Genomic DNA, 25980 nt, shown 5'->3' with positions numbered 1-25980 from the left:
TTTTTATATTCAAACTAAAGAGATTTATGATATTATGTTAAAGTGAGGTGGTTTAATGAAAAAAGGAAGAGGACTTAAAATTTTAGCTGCGCTTATGGTTATAATGCTAATAGGGGCTTTAGGGTCAGTATATGCTCTTAAAAAGTACAACAGATACAAGTTAGAGCAAGCAAGACTTAAAAACATAGCAATAACTAAGGATATAGTTAGATTGTATGTAGATGAAGCTGATAAAATGGGTGTAGAAAAGATTCAGTTAAATTGGAAAGAGCTTGCAGCAATTAGTGCTGTAAAAGCAAATAATTACATAGTAAACGTTGATGAAAATGAAATAGAAAACATAGCTGAAAGTTTTATAATAGAAAAACAGTCAGGTGGTAAAACATATTACGGCTCAAAAGATATGCTAGAGGTAGCGGCGGACTTAAAATTTGATGATAAACAAACATCAAGAGTAACATCATATTATGAACAATTAGATGAAATGGGACTATATTCAGAGAATTTAAAGAAAGACTCGCCTCAAAGAAAGTTTGTTGAAAGTGTTAAACCTTATGCAATAGAGGTTTATGAAAAGTATGGTATATTACCTTCTATAGTAGTTGCACAAGCTTTTTATGAAAGTCACTGGGGAGAATCAGTATTAAGCCAACAGGCAAAGAACTACTTTGGCATAAAGGCTGATACTAGTTGGAAGGGAAAAACCGTAACTATGGAAACCACAGAGTTTCATAATGAAAAAATAAAAGATAAATTTAGGTTATATGACACCGTATCAGAGTCTTTTGATGATTATGGTAACTTCTTAACTACTCATCCTAGATATAGACAGGCGGGGGTTTTTGAGGCTAAAGATTACGAAGCTATGGCAAAGGCTTTAGAAAAAGGCGGATACTCAACAGCCGAAAATGCAAAAGGTGAAAAGGTATATGCAATAGATATATACTCTATCGTAAGGGCAAACGATCTTATGATATTAGATAACATTGTATTAAAAAATAAATTTAATAAACAATTTGGGAATAGTTAAGGGTTCGAGTTGAACACTTAACTATTTTTTCATTAGTAGATTAGTTTAAAAGATTTTTCTTTATTTTCTAAAGGAACTTCCTTTGAACTTATGTCATCAACAGAAGAAAAGCCATTTCCTTTATAAAGTTCACTTATTAGTTTAAGAATATGCTCTTCGTCTCCTTGAGCAAAAATTTCAACATTTCCATTGGATTGATTTCTAACAGTTCCAGTTAAATTAAGGGTGTTGGCCTTAAGAAGCACAAAATATCTAAAACCAACTCCTTGAACTCTACCAGAAGCAATAATATGATATCTCTTCATAATTACCTCCAACCTTTAATAATAAAATTATATCAAAAAGTTTCATAAAAGGAAAAATAAAAGAGAAATATTTTAATATTTGAAATATACAGAATATTTGGTATAATATTAAGTAGACTGGAATATGGAGGAATTTATGACTATGATTGAGAAAAGTTTTGTTCTAATTAAACCTGATGCAGTTGAAAGAAATTTAATAGGAAAGATATTGGATTGTTATGAAAGTAATAATCTAAAAATAGTAGCTATGAAGCTTTTTAAGGTGGATAAAAGTTTAGCTGAAAAACACTATGAAGAACATAAAGAAAAAGCATTCTATGATAACCTTATAAAATATATAACAAGAAGTCCTTTATGTGCTGTGATTTTAGAAGGTGAAAATGCAGTAGATGAAGTAAGAAGGATAAATGGAGCAACAGATCCAGAAAAGGCGGAAGAGGGAACTATAAGAAAGCGTTTTGCAGTTAATAAAACTGAAAACTCAGTACATTCATCTGATTCTAAATCTAGTGCTGAAAGGGAAATAGCACTTTGGTTTTAAGCTATTTAATAACATATAAAAAACGGATTCTTTTAAGGAATCCGTTTTTGTTTTAATGACTTTTTATTTCAAGCCATGCATCATCATAAAGTTTTATCTTATCTCCTAAATCTATAAATACTTCACATTTGTCTAAAATATCTTCAGGAGGATATGCGGCCTCATCTTCTTGAGTTTCTTCATCTAGAAGATCATAAGCAGCAGCATTAGGTGTAGAGTATCCAATATACTCAACGTTTTGTTTTGCATTTTCTGGATCAAGTAAGAAGTTTATAAAGGTTTCAGCTTCTTCTTTGTGTTTTGAACCTTTAGGAATTACCATAGTATCAAACCACTTGTTACTTCCTTCCTCAGGAACCACATAAGCTAAGTCAGGGTTCTCTTCCATCATATAGATAGCATCTCCAGACCAAACTGTAGCTAAAGCAGCTTCTCCACCTATCATTCTATCCTTAACTTCATCAACTACATATGCTTTAACTAAAGGTTTTTGTTTTATTAACTCATCTTTAGCTTTAGCTATTTCTTGTGGATTAGTAGAATTTAAAGAATATCCTAATCTTTTAAGAGAAATAGCTAGAGTATCTCTTATGGAGTCAAACATCATTATTTCCTTAGTATATTTAGGATTCCAAAGAATGTTCCAGGAATCTACAGGGTCATCAACCATAGTTGTGTTGTAGATTATACCAACTGTTCCCCACATATATGGTACAGAATATTCATTATTAGGGTCATATGAAAGTCCTTTATAATCTTCATCTATATACTCATAGTTAGGAAGATTGTCAAAGTTAAGTTTCTCAACCATATCTTCTTTAATCATTTTCTCTAACATGTAATCAGATGGTACAACTATATCATAGTCTGAATTACCGCCCTTTAGTTTTTGATACATTATTTCGTTTGTATCATATTCTTCATAGTTTACCTTGATGCCTGTCTCCTGTTCAAACTTGTCAAGTAAATCTCTATCTATGTAATCACCTACATTAAATACATTTAGGGTTTTGGTAGTAGAGTTACTCTTTCCAACAAATACTAAAGTAGAAACAAGTACAACAATAGCAAGAGCAAAAGCTAAGGCTCTATTGTTATTTTTGTTGGTTACTTTCTTAGTTTTCTTTTCAGAAGTTAACTCTTTCTTATTTACAAGAAGTAAAAGAGAAAGTACTGTAATAAACATCAAAGTTGAAAGTGCATTTATTTCTGGTTTAATTCCTCTTCTAGCCATTGAGAAGATCTCTATAGAAAGATTTGAAACTCCTGAACCAGTAGTAAAGAAGGAAATTACAAAGTCATCTATACTCATGGTAAAAGCCATCAAGAAACCTGCTAAAATACCTGGTTGTATTTGAGGAATGATTATCTTTCTTAAAGTATAACTAGGTGTTGCACCTAAATCTAAAGCTGCATCTGTTATATTAACAGGCATCTGTTTAAGTTTAGGTAAAACAGATAATATTACATAGGGTATATTAAAGGTAATATGGGCTAAAAGCATTGTTTTATATCCAAAAGTAAGACTGAAGAAAACAAATAAACTCATTAAAGCTATACCTGTAACTATGTCTGGGTTAAGGACAGGTAAATAGTTTATGTTTAATAGAATGTTCTTAAGTTTACCTTTCATATTAAATATGCCGATAGCTGCAATAGTACCTATAATAGTTGCTATAGTTGCTGATGATAAAGCTATAAGTATGGTGTTATATAAGGCTCTTAGGATCTTATCGTTGTGAAGAAGCTCTATATACCATTTGAAGGTAAATCCTTGCCAAGATGCCATGGATTTAGAATCATTAAAGGAAAACACTAATAAAGCAAGTATAGGTGCATATAGAAATAAGAAAATTAAAAACATGTATACTTTTGAGCTTATACTTTCTAATCTTTTCATTATAAAATAGCACCGCCTTCCTTACTGTTGTCACCTTCATATCTAGACAGTATAGCCATAGATATAAGAATTATTATCATCATAAAAATTGAAATAGCAGATCCAAAATTCCAATCACCTATATTCGTAAATTGCTGTTCTATAAGGTTACCAACTAACATGTATTGTCCACCACCTAGAAGGCTTGAAATTATAAAAGTTGATACAGCAGGCATAAATACCATTGTTATACCAGACATTACCCCTGGGATTGATAGTGGGAAAATAACCTTTTTAAATACGATTGATCTATCTGCCCCTAAATCTGCAGCAGCATTTAATAAATCAGAATCAATCTTTATTAGTACTGTATAAATAGGAATAATCATAAAAGGTAAAAAGTTGTATATCATTCCTAAAATAACAGCAGTATCTGTATAAAGTATATCTATAGGACCTAAACCTATCTTCATTAAAAGAGTATTTATGATACCATTTTTACCTAAGATAGAAAGCCAAGAATAGGTTCTAAGTAAAAAGTTCATCCACATAGGAAGAATAATAAGCATTATAAGCATATTTCTACTAATAGCAGCTTTTTTAGAGATTATATAAGCAATAGGGTAGCCTAAAACTAAACAAGCTAAAGTTGAGATTAAAGCTAAGCTTAAACTTCTTCCAAAAACCTTTAGGTATTGAGTTGAAAATAGTTTTTGATAGTTCTCTAAGCTAAAAACATAAGAATCATCTGCTTTTACAGTGAAGCTGAAAAATAACACTATAAGTAGTGGAATAACTATAAATAGAATACTCCAAACTAGGTAAGGGTAAGCTGCAAGTCCTTTTCTCTTATTCATTTTCACTCACCTTTCTCATTATGTGAATATCTTCTGGGAATATATTCATTCCTAGAACATCTCCAACTGAAGCGTTTTTAGTATTATGTATTATCCATCTTCTATCAGCTTCCATAAGTTCTATCTCATAATGAACACCTTTAAAAATTACTGAAGTTACAGTTCCAAATAACATTCCTTCTTCCTTGGAAGTTATCTTTATATCTTCAGGGCGTATTACCACTTCAATTTCTTCATTTTCTAAGAAGCCCTTGTCCACACATTCGAAATCTTTATTGCAGAAGTTTACGTTAAAATCTTCTTTCATAATTCCAGGTAATATGTTACTTTCTCCTATAAATCTAGCTACAAAAGAGTTTGCAGGTTCATTATAGATATCTTCTGGCGTTCCCATTTGTTGAATCTTACCGTTATTCATAACTATGATTTTATCAGACATAGTTAATGCTTCTTCTTGATCATGAGTTACAAATATAAAGGTTATACCTAACTTTTGTTGAATCTTTTTAAGTTCAAGTTGCATTTCTTTTCTAAGTATTAAATCTAAAGCACCTAAAGGTTCATCTAGAAGCAAAACTTTAGGTTCATTTACTAAGGCTCTAGCTATAGCAACTCTTTGTTGTTGTCCACCTGATAAGGAGTCAATACTACGATTTTCAAACCCATCAAGAGAAACTAATTTAAGAATATTTTTAACTTTTTCATCTATTTCATCTTTAGAAAGCTTTTTTATTTTTAAACCAAAGGATACATTATCATATACATCCATGTGAGGAAATAATGCATACTTTTGGAACACAGTATTAAGAGCTCTCTTATATGGAGGAATATTATTAATAACCTTCTCTTCAAAAATAATGTCGCCTTTATCAGCTGATTCAAAACCTGCTAATATCTTTAAGGTTGTTGTTTTTCCACAACCACTAGGACCTAAAAGAGTCAAAAACTCATTTTTCTTTACACTAATACATAAGTCATCTAATACCTTATGCTCATCATAACTTTTTGATACATTTTTAATTTCAATAATGTTTTCTGACAAAACAAACACCTCTTTCTAAAATGATGGGGGAGTACTAATCCATATAACTTTTGCTGAAGTTTTACCAGGATTAGAAATAAAATGATTTTCCCTAGGTTTAAAATAAAAGCTTTCGCCTTTTCTAACTTTGTATTTTCTGTCGCCTAAATGAAGAGTTATTATACCAGATAATACATATCCAAATTCCTCACCTTCATGAGGTTCTTCTTCTACATATCTTCCATCTGGATCAAGAGTTATCATAATAGGTTCCATTTCATTTTTTTGAGCATTAGGTATTAACCACATAAGGGAATACTTAAGCTCAGAGTCTTCTTTTTCAAACATGTCATCTTTAGTGAAAGTAACTCTTTCTTGATTGTCTTCACTAAAAAACTCTGTAAGGTTAGTACCTAAGATTTCTAATATATCTATTAAAGTAGCTATAGATGGAGAAGTTAGATCATTTTCTAGTTGAGAAATAAATCCTTTAGAGAGTTCACATCTATTAGCTAATTCTTCTTGAGTTAATTGTTTCTCGATTCTTAATCGTCGTATTTTATCACCTATTTGCATATAAACACTCCTTTTAAGTTGTGAAATGTAAGTTTTACTAAACTGAAAGTTTAAGATTACTAAACAAACAAATATTATTATATAGTCAATAAATAAGTAAATCAAGATTTTTTTACCTCATAAGTTACAAATAACTATCAAAAATAAAATGCAATTGATAAAAAAGTTAAAATATGAGATATTATTAGTATCAAAGGAAATTATGGGTGATTATATGAAAAATAATTTATATAGGCGTGATGGGAAATTAATATACATTAAACAGCCGGAATTCAATGAATTAGAATATACCCAGAAATTGTGGAATGATGAAAAGACAATGGAGGATATAGGGGGCGTTTTTAATTTCCCTAAAGAAAAGTGGCAGCTATTTTATCAAAAAATGATTTATCCTTCTGATGGTAAGAATTTTTATTGTTTGATTTATAATATAGATAATGTACCTATTGGAGAAGTCAGTTTTCATGGATATGACTCTGCAACTAAGATAGCTAGGTTTAATATTAAAATAGAAGATAAATACAGAAGACAAGGATATGGAAAAGAAGCAATTAGATTGTTATTAGAGTATTATTTTTTAGAATTTGGTGGACAAATTATGATGGAAAAGGTATTAAATAGATATCCTGAAAGCATAGAGGATACCTTTGGTTTTGAAGTCATAAGGCAGCAAAAAGGAGAATTTACTTATAGAATTTCTAAAAGTTCTTTTTTAACCATATCTAAAAGCGAAAAGAAAAATGTATGTTGTGTAGTTTATGATGGTGTAGATTTTATGGAAATAGCATCAACCTTTGAACTATTTAATCTCTTAAATAAAGTTGCTGATAAAGAAATATTTGATTTATATACAGTAGGAGAGCGGACTGTCAAAGCTTCAAATGGAGTAGATATAATTCCAAGAGGAGGTATAGAGAATGAACTTTCTTCCCATATACTTATAATACCAGGGGGAAGCAGCTTCAATAATGTATTAAATGATTCAAAACTTTGCAGTTTCGTAAAAAATGAGTACAAGTCTTCGGATTTTATAATTGCTACTGGAGAGGGAATCTTACTTTTAGCTCAATGCGGATTAATTAAGGATCACACTATTGCAGCTCCTAATTTTATAGTTGATAAAGTTCAAGTATTATCGCCTTCAACTACTATAAGTGGAAAAAACTTTGTAGATAATGGGAGAATAGTTACAGCTAGAGGTGGGAAGAGTTCAATGGAAGGAACTTTTAAAATTATTAATGCTATAGTAGGAGAAGAGTTAACAGAAAAGTTATTAGAATATATAGAATAAAAAAAGCGACATAGTCGCTTTTTTATTTTTTAAATGTAGTTAAAATTATTGACAAGATGTCTTTAAAAATAACCATATTGTTTATAAGGCTATCTTTAGCAACAATAACATCAGCAGTAACGTCAGTTGCTGCATCACTTATATCTTTAACATTGCCAGTTATATCAGCAATATTAGTTGTTGTTTTATTTATGTTTTCCTTATTAGAAGTTAGGGTAGAGTTAATATTGTCTAATAAACTTGATAGTTTTTTAAAAGTTAGGGCTAAGTAACCTAAGGTTATAACAAGAGCTATTCCTATAATGCCCCAAAATATATATCTTATATCAACGTACATCTTATTCCTCCAAGTTATCAGCTATTTCTTCAACTGCTTCTTTAACTTCTTCAATCTCCTTATTAACTACATCAGTATTTTTCTTAGATTCTAGGTATGAAGCAATTTTTTCTTTAGCTTCTTTTACATTAGAAATAGTTTCTTCTTTTTTGTCTTTAGCTAAAGCAATTGTATCATTTACAGTATTTTTTATATTTTCATTAGTTTTTTTATAAGCATCCTTAATGTCTTCTCTTGTTTCTTTACCAGACTTAGGAGCTAAAAGTAATCCACCTAGAACTCCAAGAGCTATACCAGCAGTAGCACCTGCACTAATTTTCTTTGCTGATTCTATCTTTTTTCTCTTTAATTGTTCTCTTTTCTTTTTTTCTACTAAATCTCTTAATCCCATGTTTAGTACCTCCATTTTCTGAATTTATAGAATAATTATACTACATAGTACAAAAATGGACAAGTTAAATATGGATAGAGAAGAAGTTATATGTTTAATTAGTAAAAATAAGTGAATATTTGAAATAAATTTGTAGAAGTATTATTATAATATTACAATGTTATAATGTTGGAACATTACAATATTATAATATTATAACATTTTAAAAATAGGAGAAGAGTAATGAAGTTTGAATTAACCACACCTGCCTTATTATTTACAGCTATTTCATTGTTGATATCTGCATATACAACAAGATTTTTAAACTTAGCTCAGTTATTAAGAAGTTTAGATATTCAGTATAGAAAAGAAAAGGAGCCTAGATTTTTAAAGCAGATTAGAAATTTAAATAAAAGAATACAAATTATAAGATATACTCAAATTGCTGCTGCAATAAGTTTCTTTTTATGCGTATTATCAATGTTTAGTATATTTTTAGATAGATATTTACTGGGAGAAATAACCTTTGGAATGTCACTTATAGCTTTACTTATTTCTTTAGGATTATCTATTTATGAAGTGCAGATATCTGTTAAAGCAATAAGTGTACAAATTGAAGATTTAGAAGATTGTTAATCTAGAGCTTAACTTATGATAAAGAATAGGAGAAAAATATGAAGTTAAAGGTAAATAAAAATAAAAGAGGTCTCCTATTTTTAGAATTGTATATAAAAGAAGAGGAAAAAGATACCTTTATAAAGAGGCTTATTTTGGAGGGGAAGAAAAAAGATAAAAATAAATATGTACTTCCTCTCAAATACTTATATCCCTTGTTCAAAAATTCTAAAAATAGTGATGTAGAACTAGAAATGTCCTCAATTAAAGAATTTTTAGAGTTTAGTGATGAATATGAGGAAAATTATTATTATAAAGAGAAAGCTGATGCAATTTATATGAGGATTTGGAGAGAAAATAATTGCCCATACATATATAAATATACTCTTGATGTAAGCAATAATCAGATTCATAAGCAAATTTGTTTTCAAAAGTTAACTTAAAATATTCAACATTATTCGACTGGAAGAATATACTAAAATAGGAAGTTAAAAGGGGGTAATTATATGATACACTCAGGTACTAAGTTATCTCCACCATGGGTAACTCAAAGAAACAAAATTGCTTGTACCATTGGATTAGACCCTCAAGTGGAAGTTGGAGAACTTGAGGAAAGATCTTGTGAGAAATATGTTGTTAGGATTTTAGTTAATGATAATAAAAAAGCTAAAGCTATTGCCAATATGCTTGTTCCAGAGTACGTATACGGCGAAAGTAGATTAAAAATAAAGGTTTATGCACCTTGTGAGATACGAGTATATCCTCGTATTCATAAATTAAATGGGGAAGAGCTGTCAAAGCTTTTAACGGATGCATTAGGTGGAAACCCATTATATAGAGGATTTGTAATTACAGATGGTATAATTCCAACTGCTGTTGCAGAAACTGTTGGGCAAGTAGTTGGTATTATAAAAAAAGAGATAGTACAGTTTTTTAATGATGATATAACTGATTTGTGCGGTAATTATAATGAGGTTGCGTCAAAGGTTTTTAATAGCATAATAAGAAGAGATTATAACCCTGCTACACTATCTTTTACAACAGAAGATAGGGAATGTTTGATTGGACTTAGTTCAAGAAAATAAACAAGGAGACTGAATTTTAATCAGTCTCCTTGTTTATTATTTTTAATGAGTTGCAGGCTTTGTTGGATTATTAGTTGTTGGTGTATCATTTTGTTCTGCATCATCATCTTTTTTGTCATCGTCTTTTTTATCATTATCTTTTTTGTCATCAGATGGTTTGTAATCATCTTGTTCTGTAGGAAGAGCATATTTAGCATCGGCACCTGTAGCACCTTTAATAAACACTCTTTCCTCAATTAAGTTTGCAGGAGTGCTTGCAGTTGCAAGCTTTCCATTAAGCTTATTAACCTTAGCTGTAACATGAATATCACAGGTTTCAGTAGGTGCTGAGCCATCTATAACCCATTCACTAACAACCTTATTTCCCCTAGGATCATGTTTACAGGCTTCAGTTGCAAGCTTTCCTGATAGAGAACATAAAGACATTCTAGTCATTCCAGAAGGTGGATTTATATCTTTAACCTCTAAACCTTCATGAGCCTTTGACATTATTTTTCCCCATAAAGTAGCAACTAGACCACTACCTCCGGCTAATGGGTCCTCACCTTTATCATAACCTACCCATACAGCACCAGATAAGTATGGAGTTAAACCAGCAAACCATAAATCTTTGCTGCTTGAAGTAGTACCTGTTTTACCTTGTACTGGCATAGCACCAAATTTAGCTCCTCCTGAAGAGTAGTTTTCAACTGGTTCTTTAAGTAAATCATAAGTTATATAAGCTGCCTGAGCTGAAAGTATTGTTTTAGTTTTTGGAGTTTTGGTTAATATGGTTTTTCCTGTAGCATCTACAACCTTAGTGTAAAGAGCACCTTCTGTATAAATACCACTATTACCAAAAGTTCCATAAGCTTGAGCTAATATAAATGGATTACCGCCATCTGGATTATTAGCTGCACTATGAAATTCCCCAAGAGCTACAGAAGGCATATATTTGGAGTCATTAGAATAAACAAGACCAAACTGCTCACCATATGCTATACCATTTTTTAAACCTATTTTATCTTCAACCTGTACAGCAACAACGTTTTTAGATTCTCTTAAACCCACTCTTATAGGAATAAAGCCGCTATATTGGTTAGGTGAGTTTTTAGGATTATAAAGTTCACTGCCATTTTTATATTTATTTTGGAACTCCATTGGTAGTGGAGCATCATTAAATCCTGTTGCAGCATTAACCATTTTTAAATCTATAGCAGGAGCGTACACTGTTAAAGGTTTAGTAGATGAACCTATAGGTTTTAATATGCTGTAAGCTCTGTTTAAAGAATTAGCATCTTGTTCACCACGTCCTCCTATCATAGCTTTAACTTGACCACTTCTATAGTCCATAACTACAGCAGAAGCTTGAAGAGTATAAACACCCTTATCATTTTTTTCAGAGGATCTACCAAAATCTTTTAAGTTAGATTCGTTATCTAAAACACTTTGAGCATGATCTTGAAGAGCCCTGTCCATGGTAGTGTATATTTTTAAACCACCATTTACTAACATCTTTGATATTTCAGCATCACTTAGTTTTAATTGTTCTTTTAAGTCCTTTTTAACTTGAGAAATGGCTGGATTAACAAACCATTCGTAATTTAATTTATAAGATATCTTTTGAGTTTTAAATTCGTAAGCATCTCTTTTCTTTTCATCTAGAGTACTAATAGCTTGGTTATATTCTTCCTCTGATATTTTACCTAGATCCTTCATTTTTGATAAAACGGTTTTAGTTCTATTTATGAAAGGAGTAGGGTCAGTTTGCATTTTTTCTGTGTATGCACTGTAATAAGATGGAGCTTGAGTAATTCCAGCTATATAAGCACTTTGTATTAAATTAAGTTGTACAGCTGGTTTTCCAAAGTAGTACATTGAAGCAGCTTCAACTCCGTATAACTTACCACCTAAAGGAATGGTATTAAGGTATGCTTCTAAGATTTGATCTTTTTGAAGTATCTTTTCTAACTTAGTAGCAAGGTACATTTCTGTTAATTTTCTTTCCATAGTAACATCGTTAGTTAAGATAGTATTTTTTAAAAGCTGCTGGGTTAAAGTGGATGCACCATGCAGACCAGATTTTCCAGTTAACTTATTTTTAACATCAGTAAAAGCAGCCCCTGCAATTCTTCTTAAATCTATACCTATATGGTCATAAAATCTCTCATCTTCTATAGACACATAGGCATTTTTCAAATAATCAGACATATTATTAAGTGAGACCACGTAACGCTCTTCTTCGGTGTGTACAGTATCGATTAGCTGTTCATTGCTATCATATATGGCAGAAGGTTCACTTAAACTTAAAACTGAATTAACGTCTAATTCTGGTGCACTTTTAATTATTGCATAAGCGTATCCACAGGCGACTATAATTCCAGTTAATATAATAAATCCAATAGATAACGCAATTGTTTTAAATACTTTTCGGGATTTCTTTTTTTTCTTGGATTTATTTTTAGGTTTTTTATTTTCTTTATTGTTATTGTCCATTCTTTCCTCCTAAAACACATGAAAATGAATTAATCATCATTTAGTAATCATTATAACATAAAAAATGTTAATAATAAAATTGAGAGGTTGCATATGAAATATTATACTAAAAAAACATCAACTAATAAACGAATATTAGTATTTTTATCTATAATTATTAGCTTGTTAATATTATTTATATACATGTTAGATAAAATAATATTGTCAACCCTCATGGTTGTAGCAGATGGAGAGATGAGAACAAGAGCTATTGAAGTCATAGATCGAAACATTTTGGACTTATATGATAAAGAATTTAATTATGATGATATTATGAAAATAGAAAAGGATGGGCAAGGAAATATTACCATGATTAGAGCCGATACTATAAAACTAAACTCTTTAGCAGCTAAGGTTTCTTTAGAGTCTCAAAATAAGTTAAGAGATATGGGTGCTGTTGGGATAAAGATACCTATAGGATATATAAGTAAAAATGTTATATTATCTAATTTAGGACCATCAGTTAAAGTTAGAATGCAACCGATAGGAAGTGTAAAGACAAATTATATATCTGAGTTTGAGTCAGCTGGAATTAACCAAACGCGGCATAAGATTTACCTTGAGGTTGAAACTTCAATAAAAGTTATAATTGCAACAAAAAGTGATGAAGTACAGATAAAGAACACCATACCAGTTGCTGAAACTATAATAGTGGGAAAAGTACCTACTACTAATTTGGACTTTGGAAAATAAAATTAAGGTTGAAGATATACATATGTTTATCTTCAACCTTAATAAGTTTAACTAGATTTTTACAATGTTATGCAGGGAGGTTAATTTTATAAATTAAATATAGGATTAATTATGAAGTGTATAAATATCACTAAACTTTATATACCCACTATTTATGAGAACCTCGTTTACGTTATTTTTATCAACAGTTACTGGGGTTAGAAGTATTGAGGGGACATTTTTTTCACCATTATATACAGTGGGATATATGTTAAGAATTTTATTGCTAGCTAAATTTATAGCTATGTCAATAGCAGTTTGCGCTTCTTTTCTAAAATCGGTGAAAACAGTCATAGCTTGTGTTCCATTGAGTATCCTTTTTACAGTATCAAGCTCTGCATCATGTCCAGTTACTAAGACCTTACCAGCAAGACCTTCTTCCTCTAAGGCTTTAATTGAAGCTCCAGCCATGGCGTCATTTGGGGCTAAAATAGCAACAATATTATTGTTTTCAAGAAGAGAATTTTTCACGACATTATAAGTAACTTCAGTATTATAGGCATTAATTGATGCGTCAGTAACAATTTTTATATTACCTATAGCCTGCAAAGGACGAATATAAACCATTGCCCCCTCTTTTAATAATATTGAATTAGCATCATCATTTCCTCCAGATAAAAAAATGTAATTACCACGAGGAGCCCTAGTTGTGAGATATCTCCCTTGAAGCTCACCTATGCTAAGAGAACTATAGGTTACAAAAAAATCAACATCACTATTTAAAATCATTCTGTCATATGCAACTACTTTAACACCTGCCTTTTTAACTTTTTCAACAATAGTAGAAGCTTCTTCTGAATTCACAGGAGCAATGATTAAAACATCTATGTTTTTTAATAAAAGTGCGTCAATTTCTGTGCTTTGCTGACTTGTAGAGCTGGAGGTTTCACAGTAAGTTAATATTGCATTTTGTTTTCTTGCATAATCTTCAAGTAGCCTACCATCTTCAGGCCATCTGATTTCTCCGCCACCTACAGGTAAGGATATACCAATATTTATTTCTTTTCTATCTATTAATAAATTCTTATCATATTGAACCTTCATATAAAAATTTTCTGGTAAGTCTATAAACATTCATATCACCTCAGTTTTGCAAGGAGTAAATATCGTGTAGAGTAATATAACCGCTATTTAGAAGAACCTCTTGTATATTATTTCTATCAACAACTATTGGTACCAGCAATAATGAAGGAACTTCTTTTTTTCCATTATTAATTTCTATATAAATACTTAATGGAAGATTATTAGCTAATTTTATTGCAATATCAATTGCAGCTTCTGCCTCTTTTCTGAAGTCAGTAAAAATAGTCATAGATTGTGTTCCATCAAGAATTCTTTTAAGAGCCGATGGTTCTGCATCTAGTCCAGTAACAAGAACCTTTCCAGCAAGATTTTGTTCCTTTAGTGCCTTTATTGATGCACCTGCAAAAGCATCGTTTGGAGATAAGATTGCAACAATATTATTGTTATTTGCTACTAGGGATTTTTTCACAACATCATAAGCTACATCAGGATTCCAATCTTTAATAAATTCATCAGTAACTACTTTTATTCTCCCAATAGCTTCTAAAGGTTTAATATAAATCATAGCCCCATCTTTATATAATATTGAGTTAGAATCAGTTGGATCACCAGCAAGTACAATGTAATTGCCAGTAGGAGCTCTTTGAGTTAGATATCTACCTTGTAGTTCCCCTATATTTAGCGCATTAAATGATACAAAAAAGTCAATATCGCTATTAAAAATAAATCTATCATAAGCAACAACAGGAATATTATACGCTTTAACTTTATCAACTATTATTGAAGCTTCCTCTGAATTTACTGGAGCTATGATTAACACATCTATTCCTTGTGCTAGAAGTTTTTCAACTTCTGCTAACTGGTCCGAGGTAGTTATAGTAAGCTCTGAAAATTTTAATACTGCATTTCTTCTTCTTGCATAATCTTTAAGAAAGTTGCTGTCAGATGGCCATCTCTCTTCACCACCACCTAAAGGCAGTGATATACCTATAATTGTCTCTTTTCTATTAAAAACTAAGTTTTCATCATATTTAACTTGAACATTAAATGACTCTGGCATGGATATAAACATTAGATCACCTAAAAAAATAATATATATTATAATATTCATATAAAAGAAAAGGTATCACAAACTAAGTTTGTGATACCTAAATATGTATGTATTATTCCCAGTTAAATACGTAAGGAACATTTCTATAGTAATTGCCATAATCTAACCCGAAGCCAACTACAAAAACATCTTCAATTTCAAAACATCTATAGTCAGGGTTTATATCAACCTTTCTTCTTGAAGGTTTATCTAATAAAACACAAGATTTTACTGATTTTGCTCCTAATGATTTAACATGGTTAACTATAAACTCCATTGTGTATCCTGTATCTACTATATCATCAACTATTAAAACATCATATCCCTCAATGTTATCAGGAATGTCGTTAATAACCTTTACTTTACCTGTAGATTCTTCTGCGTGACCATAGCTTGATGTAGTCATAAAACCAACTTTAGTTTTAACATCTAAAGCTCTCACTAAATCAGCTGAAAATATAAAGCTTCCTCTTAAAAGTGATAGAACATATAGATTTTTATCTTTATATTCTTCTGAAAGCTCTTTTCCTAATTCCTTAATTCTTACGGAAATTTGTTCCTCTGAAATAAGTATATTTCTTTTTTTATCTTCCATGGTATCCTCCAACAATTAATATAGAATATTTAAAAATACTAAAATCATAATATCCATATTAACAATTTTTTTGCTATATTTCAACACCTACTATAATTTCATTCAAAATAGACAAACTAATATAGTTTACATCTAGTATTATATAGTTTAAAATTACATTGAAAGTTTTAGCAATTAAAGAAAATGAGGTGAAATTTTATGATTTATGGAAATATTGAAGGAATTAAAAACTCTTATTTAAAAGAGTTAGAAGAAATATATAAATTAAAAGTTTTAAAGTATGAATATTGCTCTATGGAAATAATTGATACAATCTCAAGATTGACATCATTAGTTGAAAGAGAAATATCTGTAGGAATAGATAGAAGAGGAAACATAGTTTCAGTTGCAGTAGGTGACTCAAACTCGGTAGAACTTCCTATTATAGATATAAGTGAGAAGAAGTTAGCAGGAGTTAGAATAGTTCATACTCATCCAAATGGAAACTCACACTTGTCTGCACTTGATGTAACTGCACTTTTAAAACTTAAACTAGATGCACTAGTTGCAGTTGGTGTAGTTGATGGTACTCCTAAAGAGGTATCCATAGGTTTTTGTGCAGTAGAGAATGATATTTTAATAGTTGAAACCATGTTAGGGTTAAACTTAAACGAAAGTTTTGACTTTAATATAGGAGAGAAAATTCAGAACTTAGAAACTGCTCTAAAGAGAAGTAATGTTGAAGAAGACTTAGCAGAAAGAGCTATACTTGTTGGTACAGATACAGAAGAAAGTTTAGATGAACTAGGTGAACTTGCTAAAGCTTGTGATATAACTGTCTTAAACAAGGTATTTCAAAATAGAGCTAAGATAGATGCAGCTTTGTTTATAGGAAGTGGAAAAGTTTCAGAGATTGCGAGTCTTAAACAGACTTTAAGAGCAAACTTGGTAATCTTTGATGAAGAACTATCTGGTTCTCAAGTTAGAAACTTAGAAGAAGCTATAGGAACTAAAGTTATAGATAGAACTACTTTAATACTTGAGATATTTGCAAGAAGAGCTAAAACTAGAGAAGCAAGAATTCAAGTAGAACTTGCACAACTTAAGTATAGAGCATCTAGACTATCAGGACTTGGAACCATACTATCTAGAACTGGTGGTGGAATAGGGACTAGAGGACCTGGAGAAAAGAAACTTGAAACTGATAGAAGACATATAAAAGAAAGAATTTATGACTTAGGTGATGAACTTAAAAAGATAAAGAAAAATAGAGAAGTTCAAAGAGAAAGAAGAGGAAAACAAAGTATACCTCAAGTTTCTCTAGTTGGTTATACTAATGCAGGGAAGTCAACACTTAGAAACACTTTGTGTGACATGGTATCAATAGGTGAAGGAAATAAAAAAGAAAAAGTATTTGAAGCTAACATGTTGTTTGCAACTTTAGATACTACAACTAGAGCCATAAACCTACTTGATAACAGACTAATAACTTTAACTGACACAGTTGGGTTTGTAAGAAAGCTTCCTCATGAACTAGTTGAAGCTTTTAAGTCAACTTTAGAAGAAGTTATATACTCTGACATGTTACTTCACGTAGTTGATGCAGCTTCAGATACAGCTAAAGAACAGATTAAAGCAGTTGAAGAAGTTTTAGCTGAACTTGGTGCAAGAGATAAAGATGGTTTCTTGGTACTAAACAAGATAGACTTAGCAAGTGAAGAAGCTCTTTCTGAACTAAGAGATGAGTTCTCAAACTATGAAATCATTGAGATATCTGCAAAACAAAAGATAAACTTAGATAAACTTCTATTAAAGATTGGGGATAAGTTACCTAACAAACTCAAACTTGCAGAGTTTATCATACCTTACGATCAAGGTGGTATAGTTTCATATCTTCACAACAACAGCAATGTACTTGAAGAAGATTATAAAGAAGAAGGAACTTACATCAAAGCAGAAGTAGATGATGAAGCTTACAACAAGTATAGCGAGCTTATCTTAAAATAATTAAATTATCCTTCCTGTATAAATGGTTTAATTTAGAATAAACTATGATGCAGGAGGGATTTTTTATGGAGAAAATATGTCCTATATGTAACAAGATAATAAGTAGTACGATAAAGTGTGGGAAATGTGGAGGTTTAATGAATGACATTGGGAGAGAGCAGGAATATAGAGATCCCTATGGAAATAAGCAAGAGATAGAGTATATAAACTCTTGTTGTGTACACATATTTCACTGTGATAATTGTGGAGAAGAAGCAGAAAAAAGTATACAAGATTTGTACATATGATATATAATAAGCTTAAAATATTGGGGTGAGTTATATGAATACAAAGATTGTGGAATACCAGAAGGCTTTTTCAAGTATAAAAGAAGATTTAGAAAAAAATAAACATGTATTAGCAGTGTTAGCCTATGGCTCAATGGTAAGCGGCGATCTATGGGAAGGGTCTAATATAGATTTATTGGTAGTTATTGATAACTTAATCAATGATATAAAGGATATTAATATAACTTTAAATGAAGTGCCTATTCATTTAAAACTTATATCTAAAAATAACTTAATGAATAATTCAAATAAGAAGATTGATGAGATATTAATAACTTCAAGACTTATAATATGCAATGATTTATCCATAAGAAAAATACATGATGAACTTAGATATGTACCGGACATTGAAAAAGAAAAAATGAATCTGGTTTATCTAGGAGAAACATTAAAATCTATAAATGTACTTAATAAGTATTTATATAATAATAGAAGATACACAGCCTTTGAACTGTCTTTAAAGGCTATGGAGTCCTTTGCCAAGCTGTACATAAACAATAATGGATATTTAGTAAGTAAAGACTCTATAAACATGGCAATAAGTTTAAATGATTCCTTTAAAGAAATAGTAGACAAGATTTTCTTTGAGCAGGTTAACAAGGAAGAAGCAATTAAAGAAATGATTACGTACATAAAAAACTATCTAAATGTGAATTTAAAACAGTCTTCAAGAATTTTAATAGATTATATAAAAAATAAGGATAACTGGGTTACTCCTCAGCTTTTAAAGGAAGAAGAGTTATTCAAAGGTCTATATATAAATATGGAAGTTATATTAAATGAGTTATATAAAAATAAGATTTTAAATAGAAGAATTTTAGAACAAAGTTTAAATGGTTTTAGATATAAGGAAAATGTGTATTTTTATAACAACATTTAGCTTGTTGACAACTGAAATTTGAGAGTTGACAATTAATTGAGAAATTCAGCTTTGCTGGATTTTTTCACTGTAATTTATAGAGTATTAACTCTCAACTAAAAAATGGAGGAGAAATGAAAAAGTTCTTAGTTGAGTTTGATGAAGATATCTCTAAGTATATACAAATCTCTGAACATATAAAAAAGTTAATAGAGTTTGGAAAGATAAAAGATGGAACTAAACTGCCTACCATAAGAGAGCTTTCTAATTTTCTTGAAGTTAATAATGTAACTATAGTAAGTGCTTATAAAAAACTTCAAGCTGATGGATACGCTATTATGAAAATAGGAAGTGGAACCTATGCTAGAAAAAAAGAGACAATTAAGAGTTTTCAAAAAGAATATAATAAAACTTTCAAACTGTTAAATGCAGGTTCATTAAGAGAGTATATAGATTTTACAGGGGAGACTACATCATCTTCCTTTTTTCCAGTTAAGGATCTACAAATGGTTATAAATGAGGTTTTCGATAGAGATGGAGCTGAGGCTTTATTATATCAAGATGTTTTGGGTTATGATAAACTTAGAGAAGAAATAAGTAAAAACTTTTGGAGTGGCAGGGTTAAAAAAGAAGACATACTTATAGTTTCTGGAGCCCAGCAAGGAATAGACATAGCTTCAAAGGCCATCTTAAATGTAAATGACAAGGTAGTTGTTGAGAACCCAACCTATGGAGGAGCTCTTTCTGTATTTAGATGGAAAAGAGCAGAAGTTATAGAAGTTCCAATTGATAAAGATGGAATGGATTTAGAGAAACTAGAAAAGATACTGAAAAAAGAAAAAATAAAATTCATGTATATAATGAGCTACTTTCAAAATCCAACAGGAATTAGTTACTCAAACGAAAAAAAACTAAAACTTATAGAATTGTCTAATATATATGATTTTTATATATTGGAGGATGACTATTTATCAGAACTAATTTATGACGATAATTTGCAATATAAACCATTAAAGGCGTATGATATTTATGATAGAGTAATATATATTAAGAGTTTCTCAAAGATTTTTATGCCAGGAATAAGAATAGGATATGTAATAGCACCAGAAAAGTTTAAAGAAAGTATGTATATATCTAAAATAAATACAGATATATCTACCTCATCTTTAATGCAAAGGGCTTTGGAGCGTTACATAGTGCATAACTATTGGAAAAGGCATATAGAATATTTAAATGGAGAGTATAAGTCTAGATATTTACATATGAAAAGTATATTGGATGAGAAATTCAAAGATATAGTTGAGTACATAGATCCAAAAGGGGGATTAAACTTTTTCTTAAAGGTTTTAGAAAAAGATTCTCCAAGTTCACGAAGGCTTTTTTCTATACTTAAGAAAGAAAAGATACTAATATCGCCAGGAGCCTTATTTTATAAAAAAGAAGTAGATGGGGACGATTTTTTTAGAATAGGTTTCTCTCAAACAACCCACGATAAAATTGATGAGGGAATGGAGAAAATATTAAAAGAATTACAGCAATAGGGGGAAAAGCATGTCTTATTTAACAATTAAAAGACAATCAAAGGATGATTTTGAAGAAAAGAAATCTCAATTTATAGGTCACATAAAAAGAGTTGAAACAGAAGAAGAAGCAAAAGCATTTGTGCAGGAAATAAAGGGTCAGCACAAAATGGCTACACATAACTGCTGGGCTTATGTAATAGGAGAAAAAATGAATATTCAAAGATATTCTGATGATGGTGAACCTCAAGGAACAGCAGGAATACCCATTTTAGAGGTGATTAAAAAAACAGGGCTAGTAGATTGTGTTATAGTAGTTACCAGGTATTTTGGAGGTGTATTATTAGGGGCAGGGGGATTAACGAGAGCATACACTAAAGGTGCATCAATAGCTATAAAAGCTGGAGGGATAGTAGAAAAAGTTAAAGGAATTCCAGTAACTATAGATATAAACTATGATTTAATAGGTAAAATTCAATATATATGTGGAGAAAACAATTGGAATATTGAGGACTCAGAATATGGGGAGAATGTAAAAATTCATTTATTATTAGAACTAGAAGCGTCGAATAAAGCTGTAAAAGAAATAACTCAGGCTACTAATGGAAAAGCAATTATCAATAAAGGTGATATTGAAATGTTCTTCAAAGAAGAATATAGACTTTTGAAAAGTTTAGAATAGATATATGGCTAAATTACCCACTTCAAGTTGCAGATGGAATTTATGCTATGTTATAATGGTTTAGGATATTGACCTTAAGGGTTAACATATAAGGGAACAAAGTTAGGAGGAAATATAATGTCAGGACATTCAAAGTGGCATAATATACAAGCTAAAAAAGGCAAAACAGATGCTAAGAGAGGAAAAATATTCACAAAGATAGGTAAAGAAATAGCTGTTAGCGTTAAAAATGGTGGAGCTAATCCAGAAACTAATGCTAGACTAAGAGATGCTGTAGCAAAAGCAAAAGCAGAGAATATGCCTAGTGATAATATACAAAGAGCTATTAAAAAAGCTTCAGGAGAACTTGGTTCAGTAAACTATGAAACAATAGTTTATGAAGGATATGGTCCATCAGGAGTAGCTGTTATAGTTGAAACTCTAACAGATAACAAAAATAGATCTGCTGGTAATGTAAGAAGTGCCTTCACAAAAGGTGGCGGAAATATGGGAGCAAGCGGATGTGTTGGATTCATGTTCCAAGAAAAAGGTGAAATAGTTATAGAAAAAGAAGACAAAGATGAAGATGAAATCATGATGTTAGCTTTAGACTCAGGCGCTGAAGATTTCTCATCAGAAGAGGAAGTTTTCGTAATAACAACTGCACCAGATGACTTTAGTACAGTTAGAGAAGCCTTAGAAGCAGAAGGTTTAGAATTCTTAGAAGCTGCTGTAAAAATGATACCAGATACATATACAGCAATTAATGAAGATGATGCTAAGAAGTTCCAAAAGATGCTTGACTTACTTGAAGATGACGATGATGTTCAAGAGGTTTACCACAATGCAGAGTTCCCAGATGGATGGGAAGGGTAAGACCAATTTAAATATAATCACTCTAAAGGTTGTATAAAACAACTGGAGGAGTGATTTTTTTATTAAATACAGAAATAATTTAATAAAAAAAATAGGAAGGCATTAGTGTGGACGGTGATAAAAATGGAATAGGATGCCTTCCTTTAAAGTATTTGATGATAAATTAATTATAATTTGATTTAGTTAAATAATGAAGTTAAGTTTTGTAAAAACCATGTAAACTAACAAAGTTAGAATAGTATTTATGAAGTTGAAAACACTAGCTATATATACTGAAACTAAAGGAGACTTTTATGTTATATATAGGACCACATATGACAACAGCTAAAGGATATGCAAGGGCTGCTAAGGACATTATAGAAATGGAGGCTAATGTTTTTCAGTTTTTTAGTAGAAATCCTAGAGGATCAAATTTTAGGGCTTATAATGAAAAAGATGTTAATGAATTTCAGAAATTGAGAAAAGAGTATAAGTTTGGACCACTACAAGCACATGCACCTTATACTATGAATCTTGGCAGTAGCGATGAAGGAGTGTATGAGTTTGGTAGGACTGTTATTAAAGAAGATATTCATAGAATGGACAAATTAGGAATTGAGTTTTTTGTTTTTCATCCAGGTAGTCATACAGGTTTAGGAGTTGAAGCGTCAATAAATAAAATAGCTAATGCTCTCAATGAATCAATAACAGGTAATGAAAAAATCAAGATTTTACTTGAAACTATGCCTGGGAAAGGGACTGAAGTTGGGTTTAGGTTTGAACATTTAAAGAACATAATAGATAAAATAATTTATAAGGATAAGATAGGGGTATGTATGGACTTATGCCATGTTTTTTCTGCTGGATATGACATTAAAAATAATATCTATGAAGTTATGGAGGAGTTTGACAAGATAATAGGAATAGAGAAATTAAAAACCATTCATCTAAATGATAGCTTAATGGCTTTTGGTGAAAGAAAAGATAGACATGTACCTGTTGGTGAAGGAAATATAGGACTAGATTCAATAATAAAAATAATGGAGCATCCTTATATAAAAACTTTACCTTTTTATGCTGAAACACCTTTAGATAATGAAGGTCACAAAAGAGAAATAAAAATGATAAAAGAAAAGTTAAATTATTTTTAAAAATATGTAATCGATTAAAGGATTTTCTAATAGTTTATAGAATATAATATATATAACTAAAAATTATGTGTTGAGGTGTTGTGAAGATGAATCTAATAGAAGCAGTTGAAAGTGGTCACGAGCAAGGGTTTAAAGTTGTTTTTAATGCTAATTTTATTAATTCTAGTAACAATGACGTACAAAATGTTAAAGTAAGATATTATGAAGGCAGAAGTAAAAAAGAAGATTTTGTAATTCAAGACACAATGGAAAATATAATAAGTCAACAAATTTATTTAATAAGCAAAAAAAATAGTTAATATTTAAGGTTATTTCTTAAGGGTTTTAAGAAATAACCTTTTTAGTTATTAAAATTATACTTGTAAGTAAATTGTTAATAATTTATACTGTAATAGTTGCATGAGCAACTATTATTTTTTAAAGGTGGATGAGATGCAAAAAAATATTGATAGCATTGGAAGATATATTTCTATATTGTATAGATCAGGAGCTATGTATTTTAACAAAAATTTTAATATTGGAAATATAGGGAGTGGACAATATACGTTTCTACTTTTTCTTGAAAACAATGAAGGTGTAACTCAGGAGGAAATGACTTGTAAGTTAATTATAGATAAAGGAACAACTGCTAAAGCATTAAAAAAGCTTGAAGAGGAAGGTTTAGTAAAAAGATCTGTAGATGAAAATGATAAAAGAGCTTATAGAGTTTATTTAACGACTGAGGGGAAAGATATCATTAAAGATATCAGAAAAGTTTTATTAGATTGGAATGATATATTAACATCAGATTTCACTGAAGAAGAAAAGAAAATGGCGTTAAATCTTCTCCAGAGAATGGTGGAGAACAAAAAGAAATCGAAAGAGTCTATAAATGATAGATAGAGAAAAACGACTGGCAAATGAAAAAATAGAACTGGAAGTCGAAGTTGTATAACTAGTTAGTGAGAATTAGATTATGTCACACAATATTCACATATTTTTACCATAATATCTTGATTTTTTAGCTTTATTATTAAAATAAGAGGTTGCATAAAATAACAAGGGGTGGTAAAAAAAAATGAATGTTGGTTCGATTTCTAATACTTCAACTAGTACATATAAAGCTTCAGATAGCAGTTTAGAAGCATTAAAAAAGCAAAGAGAAAGTCTTCAGCAACAGCTTTTACAAGTGAATTCAAGTAAGTTAGATGATAAAACAAAACAAGAAAAAGTTGAGCAGCTACAACAACAAATAGAGCAGATTGATGCTCAAATACAGCAAAAGCAAGCTCAAAGCAGTAGCAACAGTAATGCTACTCAAAAAGTATCAGAAGTTTCTTCTCAAGGTAAAAATAATGTTTCCACATTAAAAAGTAATGAGGAAGAATCTTCTTATGAAAAAACACAAGGAACATTAATAGACGCCTTTGCATAAAATTATCTATAGAAAAATCATTTTGAAACCTCGGTTTTGAAATGATTTTTTGTTATTGAGGTTTAAAAAACTTCCATAAATGATATAATAATAGTAATTATAGTTGATGGAGGAAGAAGTGTGAAGAACAAGAAATTAATTTTATTTGTAGTACTATTATCTATAGTTACAATATTAACTGTAGTTTTTGGCATGTATAGTTTTAATAAAAAAACAAAGATAGTGCCAGTGGCATCTAACATACCAGTAAAGGAAGAGCCTAAAGAGGAAGTAATAACTAAATCTATAAAAAGTGCGAAGGTTGTTGCTTTAGGCGACAATATTACATATGGAGAGAATTTTCAAACTGGGAATAAGTTATGGACTGATTTATTAAAGGAAAGATTTGGTTTGGAACTTACAAATGCAGGGGTTAATGGGAATACATCTACCCAAGGACTAGAGAGACTTAATAAAGATGCTTTAGAAAAAAATCCTGATTTTGTGATAATTAATTTTGGATTAAATGATCATTATTTTGTAGATAAGAACAAAGAAAATGTTCCTTTAGATAAATTTAAAAGTAATCTGGAGTCTATGATTAAACAAATAAAAGAAAAGAAAGCTATTCCTATTTTAGTTGCTCCTAACAAAGTTATCGAAGGAAATAAAGGTAATGGTAACATGGGTGGAAATGCAAATTACTATTACAAAAAACATCCTGCTAATTGGTATAATGAAGTTGGTGGAGCAAATGCTCAGCTAAAAAAATATTGTGATGCCATTAAGGAAATTGCAGAAAAGAATAAAGTTGGATATGTGGACATGTATGCTGAAAGCGAAAAACAAGAACTTTATACAATGTTAAGAAGCAAGATGAACTCTAACTTAGAAGATGGTGTTAACTTAAGCACTGAAGGGGCCAAGCTATATGCTCAAGTTATTGGGGATTATTTAGACGCTAATTATAAATAAGTATAAAAGGGGTGTTTTTATGAGGGACAAGTTATTAGCAATTTCAATAATAGTTTTATCATTTTCTTTAATAATTGCAGCTTCAATTATAGGAAGAGCTATAAAAACTGCACCAGTAAGTTATTTCCCAAATAGTTTGAATGTTGCTTTACAACAGCAACAATCTCAAAAAACAGAAGAAAAAGCCTATAATTTAAAAAGTGCTGCAGAGTATTTAGGTATAGTAGAGTTTCAACTTAAACAGATTATAGAAGACGAACATAATGATTTACCATATAAGAAAATTGGAGAGACTTATATATTTAGTAAAAATGCTTTAGATAAGTGGCTTGAGTCAGGATCAACAAAAATAAACTATTCAGGTTCTTAAAGAATCATAGTTAAAAATAAAAA

Annotated in this window: 30 protein-coding genes; 19 read left to right on the top strand and 11 right to left on the bottom strand. The window is 30.3% G+C overall.

The features are described 5' to 3' along the window. The first annotated feature begins 55 nt into the window (after nucleotides 1-55). A complete protein-coding gene (locus P8F83_RS10260) occupies nucleotides 56-1030 on the top strand; it encodes a glycoside hydrolase family 73 protein (protein ID WP_326514519.1) in 975 nt (324 codons plus the stop codon). A gap of 32 nt (nucleotides 1031-1062) precedes the next feature. On the opposite strand, the gene P8F83_RS10255 is transcribed toward P8F83_RS10260, so the two are convergent. Next, on the bottom strand, nucleotides 1063-1335 hold the full coding sequence (locus P8F83_RS10255; RefSeq protein WP_181600834.1) for an acylphosphatase: 273 nt from the start codon (nucleotides 1333-1335) through the stop codon (nucleotides 1063-1065). A 142-nt stretch (nucleotides 1336-1477) separates the two neighbouring features. On the opposite strand from P8F83_RS10255, the gene ndk reads away from it, so the two are divergent. Next, nucleotides 1478-1876 carry a nucleoside-diphosphate kinase gene (gene ndk / locus P8F83_RS10250; protein ID WP_326514836.1) on the top strand — a complete coding sequence of 133 codons (399 nt, stop codon included), beginning with the start codon at nucleotides 1478-1480 and terminating at the stop codon, nucleotides 1874-1876. A gap of 52 nt (nucleotides 1877-1928) precedes the next feature. On the opposite strand, the gene P8F83_RS10245 is transcribed toward ndk, so the two are convergent. Genes P8F83_RS10245 through P8F83_RS10230 form a run of 4 tightly spaced genes read right to left on the bottom strand, consistent with a single transcriptional unit; the run spans nucleotide 1929 to nucleotide 6209 of the window. After that, nucleotides 1929-3776: an extracellular solute-binding protein gene (locus P8F83_RS10245; protein WP_326514518.1), complete on the bottom strand. Its 1848-nt coding sequence runs from the start codon at nucleotides 3774-3776 to the stop codon at nucleotides 1929-1931. Next, nucleotides 3776-4612, bottom strand: coding sequence for an ABC transporter permease (locus tag P8F83_RS10240; protein ID WP_326514517.1), 837 nt, complete (start codon nucleotides 4610-4612; stop codon nucleotides 3776-3778). Before P8F83_RS10240 ends, P8F83_RS10245 begins: the two co-directional genes overlap by 1 nt. Further along, nucleotides 4605-5654 (bottom strand): spermidine/putrescine ABC transporter ATP-binding protein, encoded by a 1050-nt coding sequence (gene potA, locus P8F83_RS10235; RefSeq protein ID WP_315108341.1) that lies wholly within the window; start codon nucleotides 5652-5654, stop codon nucleotides 4605-4607. Before potA ends, P8F83_RS10240 begins: the two co-directional genes overlap by 8 nt. A 15-nt stretch (nucleotides 5655-5669) precedes the next feature. Further along, nucleotides 5670-6209, bottom strand: a complete 540-nt coding sequence (locus P8F83_RS10230) for a helix-turn-helix domain-containing protein (protein ID WP_021801263.1) — start codon at nucleotides 6207-6209, stop codon at nucleotides 5670-5672. Nucleotides 6210-6423: 214 nt separating this feature from the next. Between P8F83_RS10230 and P8F83_RS10225 the strand changes: the two genes are divergently transcribed. After that, the gene (locus tag P8F83_RS10225) at nucleotides 6424-7500 is read left to right on the top strand and encodes a GNAT family N-acetyltransferase (RefSeq protein ID WP_315108338.1); all 1077 of its coding nucleotides are present in this window, start codon (nucleotides 6424-6426) and stop codon (nucleotides 7498-7500) included. A gap of 22 nt (nucleotides 7501-7522) precedes the next feature. Here P8F83_RS10225 and P8F83_RS10220 read toward each other — a convergent pair whose 3' ends face one another. Beyond that, nucleotides 7523-7837 (bottom strand): DUF948 domain-containing protein, encoded by a 315-nt coding sequence (locus P8F83_RS10220; protein WP_238902380.1) that lies wholly within the window; start codon nucleotides 7835-7837, stop codon nucleotides 7523-7525. Nucleotide 7838: 1 nt separating this feature from the next. Then, nucleotides 7839-8228: a YtxH domain-containing protein gene (locus P8F83_RS10215; protein WP_326514516.1), complete on the bottom strand. Its 390-nt coding sequence runs from the start codon at nucleotides 8226-8228 to the stop codon at nucleotides 7839-7841. 222 nt (nucleotides 8229-8450) lie between these two features. Between P8F83_RS10215 and P8F83_RS10210 the strand changes: the two genes are divergently transcribed. From P8F83_RS10210 to P8F83_RS10200, 3 genes are all read left to right on the top strand, one after another. Beyond that, on the top strand, nucleotides 8451-8843 hold the full coding sequence (locus P8F83_RS10210; RefSeq protein WP_021801267.1) for a DUF2721 domain-containing protein: 393 nt from the start codon (nucleotides 8451-8453) through the stop codon (nucleotides 8841-8843). Nucleotides 8844-8881: 38 nt separating this feature from the next. Further along, nucleotides 8882-9265, top strand: coding sequence for a hypothetical protein (locus tag P8F83_RS10205; RefSeq protein WP_326514515.1), 384 nt, complete (start codon nucleotides 8882-8884; stop codon nucleotides 9263-9265). A 63-nt stretch (nucleotides 9266-9328) separates the two neighbouring features. After that, on the top strand, nucleotides 9329-9907 hold the full coding sequence (locus P8F83_RS10200) for a hypothetical protein (RefSeq protein ID WP_326514514.1): 579 nt from the start codon (nucleotides 9329-9331) through the stop codon (nucleotides 9905-9907). 42 nt (nucleotides 9908-9949) lie between these two features. Here the strand turns inward: P8F83_RS10200 and P8F83_RS10195 are convergent, their stop codons facing one another. Continuing rightward, entirely contained in the window at nucleotides 9950-12382 is a 2433-nt protein-coding gene (locus P8F83_RS10195) for a transglycosylase domain-containing protein (RefSeq protein ID WP_326514513.1), read from the bottom strand. Nucleotides 12383-12475: 93 nt separating this feature from the next. Here P8F83_RS10195 and yunB point away from each other — a divergent pair, with 93 nt between their 5' ends. After that, complete coding sequence (gene yunB, locus P8F83_RS10190; protein WP_181600823.1) at nucleotides 12476-13114, top strand: sporulation protein YunB; 639 nt, start codon at nucleotides 12476-12478, stop codon at nucleotides 13112-13114. Between the two features lie 105 nt (nucleotides 13115-13219). Here yunB and P8F83_RS10185 read toward each other — a convergent pair whose 3' ends face one another. The 3 genes from P8F83_RS10185 to hpt form a co-directional block, all read right to left on the bottom strand. Further along, on the bottom strand, nucleotides 13220-14227 hold the full coding sequence (locus P8F83_RS10185; protein WP_326514512.1) for a sugar ABC transporter substrate-binding protein: 1008 nt from the start codon (nucleotides 14225-14227) through the stop codon (nucleotides 13220-13222). A gap of 10 nt (nucleotides 14228-14237) precedes the next feature. After that, on the bottom strand, nucleotides 14238-15248 hold the full coding sequence (locus P8F83_RS10180) for a sugar ABC transporter substrate-binding protein (RefSeq protein WP_326514511.1): 1011 nt from the start codon (nucleotides 15246-15248) through the stop codon (nucleotides 14238-14240). 91 nt (nucleotides 15249-15339) lie between these two features. After that, nucleotides 15340-15861, bottom strand: coding sequence for a hypoxanthine phosphoribosyltransferase (hpt, locus tag P8F83_RS10175; RefSeq protein ID WP_021801272.1), 522 nt, complete (start codon nucleotides 15859-15861; stop codon nucleotides 15340-15342). Between the two features lie 198 nt (nucleotides 15862-16059). Here hpt and hflX point away from each other — a divergent pair, with 198 nt between their 5' ends. From hflX to P8F83_RS10115, 12 genes are all read left to right on the top strand, one after another. Then, nucleotides 16060-17847 carry a GTPase HflX gene (gene hflX / locus P8F83_RS10170; protein ID WP_326514510.1) on the top strand — a complete coding sequence of 596 codons (1788 nt, stop codon included), beginning with the start codon at nucleotides 16060-16062 and terminating at the stop codon, nucleotides 17845-17847. 65 nt (nucleotides 17848-17912) lie between these two features. Beyond that, the gene (locus P8F83_RS10165; protein ID WP_073020015.1) at nucleotides 17913-18134 is read left to right on the top strand and encodes a hypothetical protein; all 222 of its coding nucleotides are present in this window, start codon (nucleotides 17913-17915) and stop codon (nucleotides 18132-18134) included. A gap of 34 nt (nucleotides 18135-18168) precedes the next feature. Continuing rightward, the gene (locus P8F83_RS10160; RefSeq protein WP_326514509.1) at nucleotides 18169-19053 is read left to right on the top strand and encodes a nucleotidyltransferase domain-containing protein; all 885 of its coding nucleotides are present in this window, start codon (nucleotides 18169-18171) and stop codon (nucleotides 19051-19053) included. A gap of 113 nt (nucleotides 19054-19166) precedes the next feature. Then, nucleotides 19167-20573: a MocR-like pyridoxine biosynthesis transcription factor PdxR gene (gene pdxR / locus P8F83_RS10155; RefSeq protein WP_326514508.1), complete on the top strand. Its 1407-nt coding sequence runs from the start codon at nucleotides 19167-19169 to the stop codon at nucleotides 20571-20573. 10 nt (nucleotides 20574-20583) lie between these two features. Continuing rightward, the gene (locus P8F83_RS10150) at nucleotides 20584-21234 is read left to right on the top strand and encodes a YigZ family protein (protein ID WP_326514507.1); all 651 of its coding nucleotides are present in this window, start codon (nucleotides 20584-20586) and stop codon (nucleotides 21232-21234) included. 117 nt (nucleotides 21235-21351) lie between these two features. Then, the gene (locus tag P8F83_RS10145) at nucleotides 21352-22089 is read left to right on the top strand and encodes a YebC/PmpR family DNA-binding transcriptional regulator (RefSeq protein ID WP_073020012.1); all 738 of its coding nucleotides are present in this window, start codon (nucleotides 21352-21354) and stop codon (nucleotides 22087-22089) included. A gap of 293 nt (nucleotides 22090-22382) precedes the next feature. Continuing rightward, the gene (locus P8F83_RS10140) at nucleotides 22383-23219 is read left to right on the top strand and encodes a deoxyribonuclease IV (protein ID WP_326514506.1); all 837 of its coding nucleotides are present in this window, start codon (nucleotides 22383-22385) and stop codon (nucleotides 23217-23219) included. Nucleotides 23220-23305: 86 nt separating this feature from the next. Next, nucleotides 23306-23518: a hypothetical protein gene (locus P8F83_RS10135; protein WP_073020010.1), complete on the top strand. Its 213-nt coding sequence runs from the start codon at nucleotides 23306-23308 to the stop codon at nucleotides 23516-23518. A gap of 133 nt (nucleotides 23519-23651) precedes the next feature. Continuing rightward, a complete protein-coding gene (locus P8F83_RS10130; RefSeq protein WP_326514505.1) occupies nucleotides 23652-24101 on the top strand; it encodes a MarR family winged helix-turn-helix transcriptional regulator in 450 nt (149 codons plus the stop codon). Between the two features lie 175 nt (nucleotides 24102-24276). Continuing rightward, nucleotides 24277-24633, top strand: coding sequence for a FlxA-like family protein (locus P8F83_RS10125; RefSeq protein ID WP_326514504.1), 357 nt, complete (start codon nucleotides 24277-24279; stop codon nucleotides 24631-24633). A gap of 120 nt (nucleotides 24634-24753) precedes the next feature. Further along, the gene (locus P8F83_RS10120) at nucleotides 24754-25587 is read left to right on the top strand and encodes an SGNH/GDSL hydrolase family protein (RefSeq protein WP_326514503.1); all 834 of its coding nucleotides are present in this window, start codon (nucleotides 24754-24756) and stop codon (nucleotides 25585-25587) included. A 19-nt stretch (nucleotides 25588-25606) separates the two neighbouring features. Further along, nucleotides 25607-25957 (top strand): hypothetical protein, encoded by a 351-nt coding sequence (locus P8F83_RS10115; RefSeq protein ID WP_326514502.1) that lies wholly within the window; start codon nucleotides 25607-25609, stop codon nucleotides 25955-25957. The last annotated feature ends 23 nt before the right edge of the window (nucleotides 25958-25980 follow it).

The sequence above is a fragment of the Clostridium intestinale genome (genome assembly GCF_035905475.1).
GTDB classification, from domain to species: domain Bacteria; phylum Bacillota; class Clostridia; order Clostridiales; family Clostridiaceae; genus Clostridium_T; species Clostridium_T intestinale.
The sequence above is the reverse complement of the archived record's forward strand: the minus strand, read 5'-3'. Positions and strand labels throughout refer to the sequence as shown.

Coding starts and splice junctions, on each gene's coding strand:
- P8F83_RS10210 (WP_021801267.1), top strand. CDS start 8,451: ATGAAGTTTGAATTAACCACACCTGCCTTATTATTTACAGCTATTTCA.
- P8F83_RS10135 (WP_073020010.1), top strand. CDS start 23,306: ATGAATCTAATAGAAGCAGTTGAAAGTGGTCACGAGCAAGGGTTTAAA.
- P8F83_RS10140 (WP_326514506.1), top strand. CDS start 22,383: ATGTTATATATAGGACCACATATGACAACAGCTAAAGGATATGCAAGG.
- P8F83_RS10115 (WP_326514502.1), top strand. CDS start 25,607: ATGAGGGACAAGTTATTAGCAATTTCAATAATAGTTTTATCATTTTCT.
- P8F83_RS10245 (WP_326514518.1), bottom strand. CDS start 3,776: ATGAAAAGATTAGAAAGTATAAGCTCAAAAGTATACATGTTTTTAATT.
- hpt (WP_021801272.1), bottom strand. CDS start 15,861: ATGGAAGATAAAAAAAGAAATATACTTATTTCAGAGGAACAAATTTCC.
- P8F83_RS10160 (WP_326514509.1), top strand. CDS start 18,169: ATGAATACAAAGATTGTGGAATACCAGAAGGCTTTTTCAAGTATAAAA.
- P8F83_RS10260 (WP_326514519.1), top strand. CDS start 56: ATGAAAAAAGGAAGAGGACTTAAAATTTTAGCTGCGCTTATGGTTATA.
- P8F83_RS10200 (WP_326514514.1), top strand. CDS start 9,329: ATGATACACTCAGGTACTAAGTTATCTCCACCATGGGTAACTCAAAGA.
- P8F83_RS10220 (WP_238902380.1), bottom strand. CDS start 7,837: ATGTACGTTGATATAAGATATATATTTTGGGGCATTATAGGAATAGCT.
- P8F83_RS10195 (WP_326514513.1), bottom strand. CDS start 12,382: ATGGACAATAACAATAAAGAAAATAAAAAACCTAAAAATAAATCCAAG.
- P8F83_RS10230 (WP_021801263.1), bottom strand. CDS start 6,209: ATGCAAATAGGTGATAAAATACGACGATTAAGAATCGAGAAACAATTA.
- P8F83_RS10240 (WP_326514517.1), bottom strand. CDS start 4,612: ATGAATAAGAGAAAAGGACTTGCAGCTTACCCTTACCTAGTTTGGAGT.
- P8F83_RS10180 (WP_326514511.1), bottom strand. CDS start 15,248: ATGTTTATATCCATGCCAGAGTCATTTAATGTTCAAGTTAAATATGAT.
- P8F83_RS10205 (WP_326514515.1), top strand. CDS start 8,882: ATGAAGTTAAAGGTAAATAAAAATAAAAGAGGTCTCCTATTTTTAGAA.
- P8F83_RS10185 (WP_326514512.1), bottom strand. CDS start 14,227: ATGTTTATAGACTTACCAGAAAATTTTTATATGAAGGTTCAATATGAT.
- P8F83_RS10145 (WP_073020012.1), top strand. CDS start 21,352: ATGTCAGGACATTCAAAGTGGCATAATATACAAGCTAAAAAAGGCAAA.
- hflX (WP_326514510.1), top strand. CDS start 16,060: ATGATTTATGGAAATATTGAAGGAATTAAAAACTCTTATTTAAAAGAG.
- P8F83_RS10255 (WP_181600834.1), bottom strand. CDS start 1,335: ATGAAGAGATATCATATTATTGCTTCTGGTAGAGTTCAAGGAGTTGGT.
- pdxR (WP_326514508.1), top strand. CDS start 19,167: ATGAAAAAGTTCTTAGTTGAGTTTGATGAAGATATCTCTAAGTATATA.
- P8F83_RS10225 (WP_315108338.1), top strand. CDS start 6,424: ATGAAAAATAATTTATATAGGCGTGATGGGAAATTAATATACATTAAA.
- P8F83_RS10125 (WP_326514504.1), top strand. CDS start 24,277: ATGAATGTTGGTTCGATTTCTAATACTTCAACTAGTACATATAAAGCT.
- P8F83_RS10150 (WP_326514507.1), top strand. CDS start 20,584: ATGTCTTATTTAACAATTAAAAGACAATCAAAGGATGATTTTGAAGAA.
- yunB (WP_181600823.1), top strand. CDS start 12,476: ATGAAATATTATACTAAAAAAACATCAACTAATAAACGAATATTAGTA.
- P8F83_RS10130 (WP_326514505.1), top strand. CDS start 23,652: ATGCAAAAAAATATTGATAGCATTGGAAGATATATTTCTATATTGTAT.
- P8F83_RS10215 (WP_326514516.1), bottom strand. CDS start 8,228: ATGGGATTAAGAGATTTAGTAGAAAAAAAGAAAAGAGAACAATTAAAG.
- P8F83_RS10165 (WP_073020015.1), top strand. CDS start 17,913: ATGGAGAAAATATGTCCTATATGTAACAAGATAATAAGTAGTACGATA.
- ndk (WP_326514836.1), top strand. CDS start 1,478: ATGATTGAGAAAAGTTTTGTTCTAATTAAACCTGATGCAGTTGAAAGA.